Source organism: Nocardiopsis dassonvillei subsp. dassonvillei DSM 43111, assembly GCF_000092985.1.
GTDB lineage: Bacteria > Actinomycetota > Actinomycetes > Streptosporangiales > Streptosporangiaceae > Nocardiopsis > Nocardiopsis dassonvillei.
This window is the reverse complement of sequence record NC_014210.1, coordinates 981626-993859: the sequence shown is the minus strand read 5'-3', so window position 1 is coordinate 993859 and position 12234 is coordinate 981626. Positions and strand designations below refer to the sequence as shown.

7 protein-coding genes and 1 riboswitch are annotated in these 12234 nt (G+C 73.2%); of the genes, 4 read left to right on the top strand and 3 right to left on the bottom strand.

What is annotated here, in order from left to right; genetic code table 11:
* Positions 1 to 427: 427 nt before the first annotated feature.
* A complete protein-coding gene (locus NDAS_RS04015; protein WP_013151855.1) occupies positions 428 to 1477 on the top strand; it encodes a coiled-coil domain-containing protein in 1050 nt (349 codons plus the stop codon).
* Between the two features lie 452 nt (positions 1478 to 1929).
* Positions 1930 to 2991 carry a hypothetical protein gene (locus tag NDAS_RS04010; protein WP_013151854.1) on the top strand — a complete coding sequence of 354 codons (1062 nt, stop codon included), beginning with the start codon at positions 1930 to 1932 and terminating at the stop codon, positions 2989 to 2991.
* Between the two features lie 323 nt (positions 2992 to 3314).
* On the opposite strand, the gene metE is transcribed toward NDAS_RS04010, so the two are convergent.
* Entirely contained in the window at positions 3315 to 5615 is a 2301-nt protein-coding gene (metE, locus tag NDAS_RS04005; RefSeq protein WP_013151853.1) for a 5-methyltetrahydropteroyltriglutamate--homocysteine S-methyltransferase, read from the bottom strand.
* A 164-nt stretch (positions 5616 to 5779) separates the two neighbouring features.
* A riboswitch (cobalamin riboswitch) is annotated at positions 5780 to 5940 on the bottom strand.
* A 281-nt stretch (positions 5941 to 6221) separates the two neighbouring features.
* Here metE and NDAS_RS04000 point away from each other — a divergent pair.
* Both NDAS_RS04000 and NDAS_RS03995 read left to right on the top strand, forming a co-directional pair.
* Entirely contained in the window at positions 6222 to 7811 is a 1590-nt protein-coding gene (locus NDAS_RS04000) for a polysaccharide deacetylase family protein (RefSeq protein WP_041552329.1), read from the top strand.
* A 271-nt stretch (positions 7812 to 8082) separates the two neighbouring features.
* On the top strand, positions 8083 to 9642 hold the full coding sequence (locus NDAS_RS03995; RefSeq protein WP_041552325.1) for a polysaccharide deacetylase family protein: 1560 nt from the start codon (positions 8083 to 8085) through the stop codon (positions 9640 to 9642).
* Between the two features lie 171 nt (positions 9643 to 9813).
* Here NDAS_RS03995 and NDAS_RS03990 read toward each other — a convergent pair whose 3' ends face one another.
* Positions 9814 to 10983, bottom strand: coding sequence for a quinone-dependent dihydroorotate dehydrogenase (locus NDAS_RS03990; RefSeq protein WP_013151850.1), 1170 nt, complete (start codon positions 10981 to 10983; stop codon positions 9814 to 9816).
* Entirely contained in the window at positions 10980 to 11906 is a 927-nt protein-coding gene (locus NDAS_RS03985; protein WP_041552322.1) for a proteasome assembly chaperone family protein, read from the bottom strand. Before NDAS_RS03985 ends, NDAS_RS03990 begins: the two co-directional genes overlap by 4 nt.
* Positions 11907 to 12234 lie beyond the last annotated feature (328 nt).

The following is a 12234-nucleotide window of genomic DNA, read 5'->3' as shown; positions in this document are numbered from 1 at the left end:
GCTGAGGGCGGGTCCACGGGACCGGGCGGACACGACAGCGTCCGCCGGGCAGCGGAAGACACCGCTCGGCGGTGTCCGACCGCGTGGGAGCGGTGGTCGCTGGGTCGTGCACGGGAGCCTTCACGTTTCCTACTCAACCACGGGGAAAAGGGTCGGTTCACCCGATTTCGCTGTTCGCGCCGGGTTACCTCCACCACATCGGGGCTCCCGTGGCACGGTGGATTCGTCCCGTCCCTCCCGAATAACCGCGCGAGTGCCTACACTCATGACGGTCCCTTTACTCCCGCCCCCGGCTCACGGGTGTGCGCGGGAGGCCAGGGCCGAAGGCCGCTCCCGCGGCTGTCGGCCCCCTGGGGAAACAACGAGAAACAGCGCCCGCTCCGCTCCCGTGCCAGGGGGCCGCGCGGGCCCGAGGAGCGACCACACCGTGCAGCCCGACGACCTGAGCCGAGTGGACGAATTCGCCGACTTCTGGGCTCCCGACCCTCCCGAACTCAGCTGGCCGGACCGCGCCCGGGCCCTGGCGGGGTTCCTCGCCGCCGCGGCGCGCCCGGACCGCGCGCGTGTGGCCGCGCTGGCGGTGGCCGTGCTGGGGAGCTTCCTGTTCGCGCCCCAGGGCACGGCGGTGGCGGCGCCGGTGCCCGCCGAGCCGGAGGACATGGGCGCCCTCCAGGATCGCGCGGAGGCCCTGAGCGAGGAGTTCAACGGCGAACTGCGCGACATGGAGGGCGTCATCCAGGAGGCCGAGCGCGCCGAGGAACGGGCCCAGAGCACCCGCGAGGACGTGGAGGAGGCGCGCGAGCAGGTGCGCGCCCTGGCGGTGGCCACCTACACCAGCAGCGGGATCGACCTGTCCATGTCGCTGTTCGTCGAGGCCGACCCCGACGAGGTCATCGACCGCGCGGTGGTGATCAACTACCTGTCCACCAGCAACCAGGACAAGATCGACCAGCTCAGTGAGGCCCTGGAGCGCGACGAGACCGCGCAGCAGAACGCCGAGGAGCAGCTGGCCGCGGCCGAGGAGGACCTGGACGAGCTGGAGGGGCGCCGCGAGGAGGTCCAGGAGATGATCGCGGACCACCCCGTGCAGCCGATGGGCGGCCAGTACAACATCACCCCGCGCACCGAGCAGATGCGCGAGCTGATCATCGAGAAGTTCGGCGAGGGCACAGACGTGGGCGGCGTGGGCTGCTACCGGGAGGTCGGCGGCTGGGTGGTCGGCGAGCACCCCAAGGGCCGCGCCTGCGACTTCATGGTGGACCCCAACGGGAACACGCCCTCACAGGAGCAGATCGACCGCGGCTACGCGATCGCCGAGTGGGCCCAGGAGAACGCCGACCGCCTCGGCATCATGTACATCATCTACCGGCAGCAGATCTGGGACATCCGCCGTGGTGACGAGGGCTGGCGCGACATGGCCGACCGCGGCAGCATCACCGAGAACCACTTCGACCACGTGCACATCTCGATGTTCTGATCCGGCGGCGCCCGCGACGGACGCCCCATTACCCCGCGCGGGGCGCGACCGCGCGGGGAACGGCGTCACGATTGCGTCACGTGCGGGATGAGTTCCTGCACAACCGACACAAAACAGTGACGATTCACCCTGCTACCCCCGGTCTGACCTGCCCAGGGGACACCACTCACAGCTAGGATGCACACGTCCCGGCCCGGACCGAAGGACGCCTTCGGCTCCGCCCGGCCACCGCCCCCGGTGGCCGGTCCCCCGGTCCACCGCAACCTCCGCACGGAGGCGGGGAACGCCCGCCCACTCCCCCGCCCTCGCCCGCGGGACGGCAGTGGCGACAGGTGCGCCTCCCCCACACGGCCACCGTGCCCCTTCCGGGGCGGCACGGGAAGTCGTGAGAACCCAACGGCGCACACACGCGTCCCAGACAACACGGTCATCACACACGGGCGAGGGGAGCCATGAGCGAAAACGGACCATACAACCAGCCGCCGCAGAACCCATACGGCGGTGGGGACAACAGTGGGGGCCAGCCGCCCTACGGCCCGCACCACGGCGCCCCCTACGGTGACCCCAACACCGGAGGACAGCCGCCCCACGGCGGTCCCTACGGCGACCCCGGCACCGGCGGCCAACCGCCCTACGGCGGCGGCCCCGCGGGTTTCCCCGGCCCCCAGGACCAGCAGATGTACGCGGGCGGCCAGCCGCCCTACGGCGGCGGCCCCGGCGGTCCCGGATATCCCCCTGCGCCGCAGCAGCCCCAGGGCGGCGGCAGCAAGGCGGGCCTGTGGGTCGTGATCGGCGGCGGCGCCGTGATCGTCGTCCTGGTCATCGCCGTTCTGGTCGTGCTCGTCACCAACAACGGCGGACAGCAGACCGTCTCCCCCGAGCCCGAGCCCGCCCCGAGCACGGAGGCGACCACCGGCGGCGGTGAGACGGCCGCGCCCGCCCCCGAGGCGGCCCCCGCGGGCGAGCCCCCCTACGCCGTCCCCGCCGAGCCCTGCGAGGCCTTCACCGACCAGGTGCTCTCCGACTTCCTGATCCAGGACGAGGGCGACAAGTACGTCCAGGACAACAACTCCTACTGCGAGAGCCTGGAAGGCGCCGCCCCGGAGGGCAACCCGGCCGAGAGCTACGCGATGTTCGAGATCAGCTACCAGGTCCCCTACTCCGCAGCCGACTCCGTCGAGGCCGCCACCACCGACTTCCAGTCCGCGGTCCAGGAGCTCCGGGGCGAGGGTGACTACAACACCTTCTACGACGCCGCGAACGTGGAGGAGGACAAGGAGGTGGACCTCGGCGACGAGGCCCACTACGTCCTCACCAAGTACGACTTCCTGGGTGAGGACATCCCCGAGGCCACGCTGGTGATCCGCACCGCCAACCTCAACATCCGGGTCCAGTACCAGATGCACCCGCCCTTCACCGAGGACGCCTCCGCCGAGGACCTGGTCATGCCCGACAACGTCGAGGAGATCATGCTCAACGCCGGCGCCGAGGCGCTGGCCCTGGTCGGCGCCTGAGGGGGCTGACCGGACACGGCACGAGGGGGCCGCGGCGTTCGCCGCGGCCCCCTCCCGTGTTTCAGCCTCCTGGGGACTCCTTGTGGATCGGCCTCAGCTTGCGGGGGCCGGTTCGGGCGCCCACGGGGTTCTGGAGGGGCTGGAGGTGAGACTGCAAGCAGGACTGCGCCGTAGGCGTCCGTTGAGGGTGGTGGCGGGCGACGGTGTGGGCACGAGCCGTCTCACCGGAGGCGCCACTGTGCCTGCTTCAACCCGATTCCCGTTCTCCGGGCGCCCGGACACGGACCGAGGCGAAGCGGAGGTCCACAAAAACACCGCCGGGCTCACGCCAGGTCGGCGCGCACCCGGCGGGCCGCCTCGACCATGTTGCGCAGGGCCTGTTCGGCCTCGGCGTAACCGCGCGTCTTGAGGCCGCAGTCGGGGTTCACCCACAGGTTCCGGGCGTCGATGTGCGCGACCGCCAGCCGCAGCGCCCCCTCGATCTCCTCCACCGAGGGCACCCGCGGGGAGTGGATGTCGTACACGCCCGGGCCGATCCCGCGCCCGTAGCCGCGCTCGCCCAGGTCCCGCACCAGCTCCATGCGCGAGCGGGCGGCCTCCACGCTGGTGACGTCGGCGTCCAGCGCCTCGATGCCGCCGACGATCAGCCCGAACTCCGAGTAGCACATGTGCGTGTGGATGGTCGTGGACGGCGACACCCCCGACGTGGCCAGGCGGAAGGAGCCCACCGCCCAGTCCAGGTACCGCGCCCGGTGCTCCGAGCGCAGCGGCAGCAGTTCGCGCAGGGCCGCCTCGTCCACCTGGATATGGCGGATCCCGGCGCGTTCCAGGTCGGCGACCTCGTCGCGCAAACTCAAGGCCACCTGGCGTGCGGTCTCGCCCAGCGGCTGGTCGGTGCGCACGAACGACCAGGCGAGCATGGTGACCGGACCGGTCAGCATGCCCTTGACCGGCTTGTCGGTGCGCGACTGGGCGTAGGTGGTCCACTCGACCGTCATCGGCTGGGGGCGCGAGACGTCGCCGAACAGGATCGGCGGGCGCACGCACCGCGAACCGTAGGACTGCACCCAGCCGTTCTCGGTGGTGGCGTAGCCCTCCAGCTGCTCGGCGAAGTACTGGACCATGTCGTTGCGCTCGGGCTCGCCGTGCACGAGCACATCCAGTCCGATCTCCTCCTGGAGCGCGACGACCCGGTCGATCTCCTCGCGCAGGACGGCCTTGTAGGCGTCCTCCGCCAGTTCCCCCCTGCGGTGCGCGGCGCGGGCGCGGCGCAGCTCGGCGGTCTGCGGGAAGGACCCGATGGTGGTCGTGGTGAGCGGGGTGTCGGTGGGCCTGCCGCGTTCCCGCGGGCGCTCGTAGGCGTCCGGGCCCAGGGCGTCGAGGCGGGCGCGCACGCGCGCGTCGGTGAAGGCGGGGGGACGGACGCCGCCCCGTCCGGTGTGCTCGGACTCGGCGCCCTCGGACAGCACGCGGCCGAGCAGGGCCGTCTCCTCGGCCTTCTGCTTGGCGAAGGCCAGGGCCCCGCGCAGCTCGGGGGCCAGGGAGGGCTCGGCGTCCAGGTCCAGGGGCACGTGCAGCAGGGAGCAGGAGGTGCTCACGGTCAGCTCGTCGGTGAGGGCGAGCAGGGTACCGAGCGCGGCGACGGCGGCCGGGATGTCGGTGCGCCAGACGTTGCGCCCCTCCACCACGCCCGCGACCAGGCGGGTGGCGCCCAGGCCGGAGACCCGCACCAGGTCGTCCACGCCCTCGTCGTCGGTGACCAGGTCCAGGCCGACCGCCTCGACCGCGGAGTCCTTGAGGACGCGCAGGGCGGCGGAGCCGATGGAGCCGAAGTAGGTGGACACCAGCAGGGAGGGGCGGTCGGTGACCGCGCCCAGGTACTGGTAGGCGCGCTCCAGGTGGCCGACGGCGGCGCGGCCCTCGTCGGTGGCCAGGATCGGCTCGTCCAGCTGGACCTCGGTGGCGCCCGCGGCCCGCAGGTCGCCGAGCAGCTGGGCGTAGGCCTCCAGGAGCTGGTCGAGCAGCTGGACGGGTTCCCAGCCCTCGGGGGCGCCGTCGGCGGGCTTGGCCAGCAGCAGGAAGGTGAGAGGACCGACCAGGACCGGGCGGGTGTGGAAACCCGCCTCGGCCGCCTCTCGGAACTCGGCGACGGGCTTGTCGCCCACCAGGCGGGGACGGCTGCCGGGCGAGAGCTCGGGGACCAGGTAGTGGTAGTTCGTGTCGAACCACTTGGTCATCTCCAGCGGCGGGGCGCCCTGTTCGCCGCGGGCGAGCGCGAAGTAGCGGCGCAGTTCCTCCTCGCGGTCCGCCGCCGCGGCGGGAGGGGCGAAGCGGGAGGGGACCAGGTCGAACAGGACCGCGGTGTCCAGCACGTGGTCGTAGTAGGAGAACGTGTTGGAGGGGATGTCGTCGACACCGGCCTCGCGCAGCTGGGCGTAGACGCCCAGGCGCAGCCCGGCGGCGACCTCGTCCAGTTCGCGGGCGGTGGTGCGGCCCCTCCAGTGGGACTCGCAGGCGCGCTTGAGCTCGCGGGCGGGGCCGATGCGCGGGTAGCCGTGCACGGTCGAGCGCACGGAGGGGCGTGGTCCGCCCGGGGCCGCGGACGGCGCGGGGGTCGTGGTCATGAGCTTCTCTCCCTCGTCGAAAGCCGGGTACCGGCCGCGAGGGGAGAAGAGGGGAGGACACGCCGACGGACGCGCCGCGGGCGCGCACCGGACCTGCCACCGCCTCCGGCCCTCCCTCGGGGCGCGGGACCACCGGCGCCGCGGGTGCGTCGCCGGGTGGAGGCAGGTCTTCGGACTCGGGGGCGCGGGCGGTGCCGACACCGCTCCTCCTACTGGCCGCCGCTTCCCGGTGTGCGGTCTCCGCGACCGGCACTACCAGTGCTCATGGCGACGTTCGTTCCCCCATACCGCTGCGGGGCAGTCCCGGACTCGCACCGGGTTCCCTCTTGCGACATGGTTCCGCCCCGCCCGTTCCGGGCCGGACCCGGGACGCGGGGGTGGATCATGTACCTTCCACGGCTGCAAGTATAGGGAGGGCCCCCTTCGCCCCTGTACCCGGCGTGCGGCCCCATGCGCCCGGCCCGGACGGTGAGAACCCCCGTCCTTCGACCGGCGTCACACACGAAGTCAAGCGTTGCGCGGGTGAGCTCCCCTCTGCTCCCCGCGGACGTTCGTCTGAGCGATGAACGTGGAGATTCCCTCGTGAGTAAGCAGTCCCGCCTCGCCATGGCACCGGACCACCCCCTGATCACGGTCGTGGTAGCCCTGGCGGTCCTGGCGGGCATGGTGTTGTTGGCCACCCGCTCCTCCGGGGAGCCCGAGCCCGGGCCGCGGACGCATGGAGCGCCGGTCTCCGAGAGCGAGCCGTCGCCCCCGGCCTCCGGTGAGCCCGACGGGCTCACCGAGGTGGACGCGGCCGCGGTGGCGGGCCTGGAGGAGGCCGAACTGCCCTACGACGGGGAGATCTCCGTCGCGGTGACCTATCCGGTGATCCCCAACGCCGAGCCGCTGGCCGACTTCCTGGAGCGTGAGCTGACCGACGAGGTGCACGCCTTCGAGGCCGCCAACCCCGGCGCGGTCTCCTTCGAGGCGGGGTGGAACCTGACCGCGGCGCGCGACGGCCTGCTGGGGGTCCGCGTGACCCGGGTGGAGACCGACTCCGAGGGGTCCCGGGAGGGGTACACCACCTACTGGTACGACACCGAGACCGCGGCGCACCACCCCTCCGCCGCACTGGTCGGCGGCCAGGAGCAGCTGGAGGAGCTCAACGGCCTGGTGCGCGGCGCCGTCGGAAGCGGGGAGGGCGGGGAGGGCCCGGCCGACCCCGGCGTCGTCCACCCGATCAGCTCCCTGTACGACTCGGTGGGCTTCAACCCCGACGGCGACCTGGTCGTGGAGTTCGACGCCGGGCAGGTCGCCCCGGCGGAGGAGGGCCGCACGCGCGCGGTGGTCGCCGCCGGTGAGGCCGAGGGCCTGCTGTCCGAGCTGGGCCTGCGCGTGCGCGACGCCGCGACCGTGGGCGTGGAGGACTTCTCCATCGCCGCCCCGCCCCAGGCCGACAAGGACGGCCAGGAGGAGGGCGCCGTGCCCGGGCAGGTGCCCGCGGTGGACCCCGAGGTCGACTGCTCCGACCCCGAAACCAAGTGCGTGGCGCTGACCTACGACGACGGGCCCGGCGGGCGCACCCCCGAACTGCTGGACGCCCTCGCCGAGTACGACGCGCGGGCCACGTTCTTCGTCACCGGCAACCCCGTCATGGAGCACCCGCACACGGTGCGGCGCGCCTACGCGGAGGGGCACGAGATCGCCAACCACACCCTGAACCACCCCGACCTGGCCGGTCTGGGCGCGGGAGGGGTGCGCGCGGACCTGGACGTCGTGCAGGCGCTGGTGTACCGCGAGACCGGCTACACCATGAACCTCATGCGCCCGCCCTACGGCTCGACCGACGAGGGCGTGGCCTCGGTGACCGCGGACATGGGCCTGGCCCAGATCCTGTGGAGCGTGGACACCCTCGACTGGAAGGACCGCAAGGCCTCGGTGATCCACGACCGGGTGCTGGAGGGCGCTTCGGACGGGGCGATCATCCTCATGCACGACATCCACGGCACCACCGTCGACGCCTCCCGCACGGCCATCCGGGAACTGGACGAGCAGGGGTACACCATGGTCACGGTGTCCCAGCTGCTGGGGACCACGACCCCCGGCCAGAGCTACATGGACGGGGTCCCCGACGCCCCGGAGGAGGACGCCGACCCCTCCGAGGAGGCCGGTGAGCCCGCTGAGGGGGCCGAGGAGGCTTCCGAGGAGGCCTGAAGGGCGCGGCGTCACGGCGCGGCGGGCGGTTCCGGGTGAGGATGGCCCCGGGAGGGCTTCGGGGCCGCGGCCGGTGGGACGCACGGGGTGCGGAGCACCGGGTGGGGACGGAAAGGACGACCCGCACGGGTGTTCCCGGTCTCCGGCGCGCTGCCCGTCCCGGAGCGGTGACCACATGTGGTCACCGCTCCGGGACGGGTGACGGCGTCCCCTATGTTGCTCCCAGCAGCAGCCGTGTTGGCCACCCGCTGAGGGATGAGGGAGTCCGGTGTTGTCGTCGACTCGAGTCCACCCGAACGAGGCCGCCCCCTGCCCCGGGGCCGGGGGGAACCGGCCGTGGGAACGCAGAGCCCGGTGGCCCGGGGCGGCGCTGGTCGCACTGGTCCTGCCCCTGGCCGCGTGCGGCACCGAGGGGATCGCCTCCGGGGGCGGTGAGGACCCGGAACTGATCACGGTGGTGGCGGCGGAGCCGGGGGACGGGGTCACCGAGTGGCGCGGGGACGCCTCCGACTTCGAGGACCACCCGTACAAGCCCGAGGGGCTCACGATCGACGTCGCCTACCCGGTGTTCTCGGGTGCCGACGCCTTCGCCGAGGAACTGGCCGCCCGGGTGGACCAGGAGGTGCGGGACTACCGGGGCGCCAGCCGGGATCCGGTGAGTCTGGGCGTCGACTGGGAGGTGGTCGCCGCCGGGGACGGGGTGCTGGGCGTGCGCCTGGTGCGCACCGAGGAGGACTTCCACGGCCTGCGCCGGGGGTACGGGACGTACTGGTACGACGCGTCCACCGGCCACACCGCCTACTCCACGGAGCTGCTGGCCGACGACGCGGCGCTCCGGGAGCTCAACGGGATCGTCCGCGCCTCGTTCGCCGACGAGGAGGCGGTGGACGCGCGGGGGCTGCAACCGGTGATGCGCACCTACGACTCGATGGGGTTCAACGGCGACGGGGACCTGGTGGTGGAGTTCGACGACGGGCACCTGTCCCCGATCGTGGAGGGCCACCCCCCGTCCTCGGAGCCGGGGCGGATGGTCGCGGTGGTGCCCGCCGAGGAGGCCGCGCCCCTGCTGTCCGGCCTGGGCGAGCGGGCGCGGGAGGCCGCCATGGCGGAGGAGCCCGTGCTGGCCGTGGAGGCCCCCGACGCCGAGCCCCCGGCCGACCCGCCGGTGCCGGGGGCGGTCTCGGCGGGAGACCCCGACCTGGACTGCGCCGGGGCCAAGTGCATCGCGCTGACCTTCGACGACGGACCGGTGGCGACGACTCCGCGGCTGCTGGACCTGCTGGCGGAGGAGGAGGTCGCGGCCACCTTCTTCCTCAACGGCAACCCGGCGCTGACCCGGCCCAGCGTGATCCGGCGCGCCTACGCCGAGGGGCACGAGATCGGCAGCCACAACCACCTGCACGAACGCATGCCCGATGCCTTCGAGGGGGAGGAACTGGTCCACCAGGTGGCCGCGGTGAGCGCGATGGTGCGCCGCCAGACGGGCCACACCGTGGAGCTGTTCCGGCCGCCGTTCGGCGACAGTTCACCGGAGGTGCTGGGGGAGATCGGCCGTCAGGGCATGGCCGAGATCCTGTGGAGCCAGGACAGCAAGGACTGGACCGGCATGAGCCGCGACGAGGTCGTGGAGAGCGTGGTGGACGGCGCCCGCCCCGGGGGCGTGGTACTGCTGCACGACACCCTGGAGCCGACCCTGGCCGCGGTCCCGGAGATCATCGAGCGGCTGCGGGCCGACGGGTACGAGTTCGCGACCGTCAGCCAGGTCTACGACGGCCCGGAGGCCGGGAAGAGCTACCCGCCCGAGGGGTTGTCCGCGCCCGCCGGTTCCTGAGGTCCGCGGGCGACGGGGCACGCGTGTCGGCGGCCGGTGGGAAGGGTCCCACCGGCCGCCGCGTCCGTGCGGCCGCGTCGCGCCCCTGGGTGGCGGTCGCGGCCCCGGGAGGCGGAACCGCGGGTCCGTTCGTCGGTGGCGGGTCCGCGGACCCGGGCTCCGGCGGCGGGCTCAGCCCTTGGCTGTGGCCGCGGCGGGGTCCGCCCCCTGCCCGGTGTCGGCCGCCGGGGCGGCCGGGGAGGGGACGTCGGCTCCGACGACCTCGTTGATGGAACGGTGGCCGGAGGCCCGCACCAGCCGGGCGAGGCCGCGGTTGATGCGGCGGGGCCAGAGCGGACCGCCGTAGATGAGGCCGGTGTAGCCCTGCACGAGGCTGGCCCCCGCCCGGATGCGGAACCAGGCGTCCAGGGGCGTCTCGATGCCGCCGACGGCGATCAGGGTCACCCGGTCGCCCACACGGGCGCGCAGGCGGCGCAGCACCTCCAGGGAGCGCCGCTTGAGGGGGGCGCCGGACAGGCCGCCCGCACCGGCCGCCTCCACCTGCGCCGCGGGGGTGGTCAGGCCCTCACGGGAGATGGTGGTGTTGGTGGCGATGATGCCGTCGAGTCCCTCGGCCAGCGCGAGGTCGGCGACGGCGTCGACGTCCTCGTCGGCGAGGTCGGGGGCGATCTTCACCAGGAGGGGCAGGTCCGGGCGACCGGCCTCGGCCATGGCCTCGCGCACGGCGGCCAGGAGCGGGCGCAGCCGCTCCACGCCCTGGAGGTTGCGCAGCCCGGGGGTGTTGGGCGAGCTGACGTTGACCACCAGGTAGTCGGCGTAGCGGGCCAGGCGCCGGGCGCTGAGGGCGTAGTCGGCGGGGGCCTCCTCCTCGGGCGTGACCTTGGTCTTGCCGATGTTGACGCCGAGCACGGGACGGCGGCCGCCGCGCCGGTGGTGGAGGCGTTCTGCGACCAGGGCCGACCCCTCGTTGTTGAAGCCCATGCGGTTGACGATCGCGCGGTCGGCCACCAGCCGGGACAGGCGCGGCCGCGGGTTGCCCGGCTGGGGCTGGGCGGTGACGGTGCCCACCTCCACGAAGCCGAAGCCGAGCGCCGCCAGCCCGGAGGGGCTCTCCGCGTTCTTGTCGAAACCGGCCGCGAGCCCCAGCGGGCCGGGGAACTCCTGCCCGAGGGCGTGCACGGTCAGCTCCGGCTCGCGCGGCCCGAGCACGCCTTTCATGGCGGAGGCCACGGCGGGCAGGGAGGTCACGCCGCGCAGCGCGGCGAAGCTGAGCCTGTGGACCTTCTCCGCGTCCATGTGGCGCAGGACCGAGCGGAAGAGCATCTGGTAGAACACGGTCATCCGTTTCCCTCGCCCTCGCGCTCGGCGAGGAAGCGTTCGAGTTCGGCGCCGAGCTCGTCGGCGGTGGGCAGCTGGGCGTCGTCGTCGGCCAGCGGGAGCGTGGGACGCTCCTCGGGGTCGGTCCGGGAGGACATGATGTCGTCGTACTGGCGCTCCAGGTTGGCCACGACGCGCTGGATCTCCTCGGAGGCCATGACCTGTTCGGCGATGTCGACGTCGGTCGCCGCGGCGACCTCCTCCATCTCCGTGGTGGCCAGGGCCAGGCCGGTGGCCCCGGCCACGTACTCGGCGGCGGCGATGGCCGCGCGCGGGTACTGGGCCTGGGCCAGGTAGCTGGGCACGTGGACGGCGTAGCCCACGAAGTCGTGGCCCCGCTCGCCGAGCCGGTACTCCAGCAGTGAGGTGGCGCTGCCGGGCACCTCGACGCGGCCGATCCACGGGGTGTGCCCCTCGACCAGCTCGGGGCGGGTGGAGTGCGGGGTGACCGTGACCGGCCGGGTGTGCGGGACCGCCATGGGGATGCCGTGGACGCTGACGGACAGCGTGACGGAGAAGTGGTCGACGAGGCGGCCCACGGCGGCGGCGAAGGCCTCCCACTCGCGGTCCGGCTCCGGGCCGTGCAGGACCAGGAAGGGGGCGCCCTCGTCGTCGTGCAGCCGGTACAGGGCGATCTTGGGCGCGTCGTAGGCGGTCCAGGTGTTCTCGACGAAGGTCATCGTCGGACGGCGCGAGCGGTAGTCCACGAGGCGGTCGGCGTCGAAGGTCGCGACCTCCTCCGCGGTGAACCGTTCGAACAGCGACGTGATCAGCTGGCGCCCGGCGTGTCCGGCGTCCACGAAGCCGTCCAGACAGACCAGCATCGCCAGGCCGGCGACATCCTCGAAGCCTGGGTGGAGTTCGTACAGATCTGCGGAATCACGCACCGGGTTCTCGTCTCCAAAACTGGTCGGGATCACAGGGCCGCGCTCGCGCGGCGGTCGGGCGCCGGGGTACGGCCGGGGAGGCCCGATTCGCACCGCCTGGGAGGCTGTGCCCTGCTTCTCCAGAATACCGACCCACCAGCCCACCGACTGAGCCGTGCGAGGGCGCTCACGCCCCACGACACCACCGCCACCGGTCGGCGCGGAAAGGGAACCCCGGCCGGTGGAGCCGTGCGAGGACGCTCGCCCACACCCCTACCAACCCCGACCGGTGGAGGGAGCTTCCTGCAACCGGGGCATGAGAGGACCGCCACACCCCGGCCCCGCCACC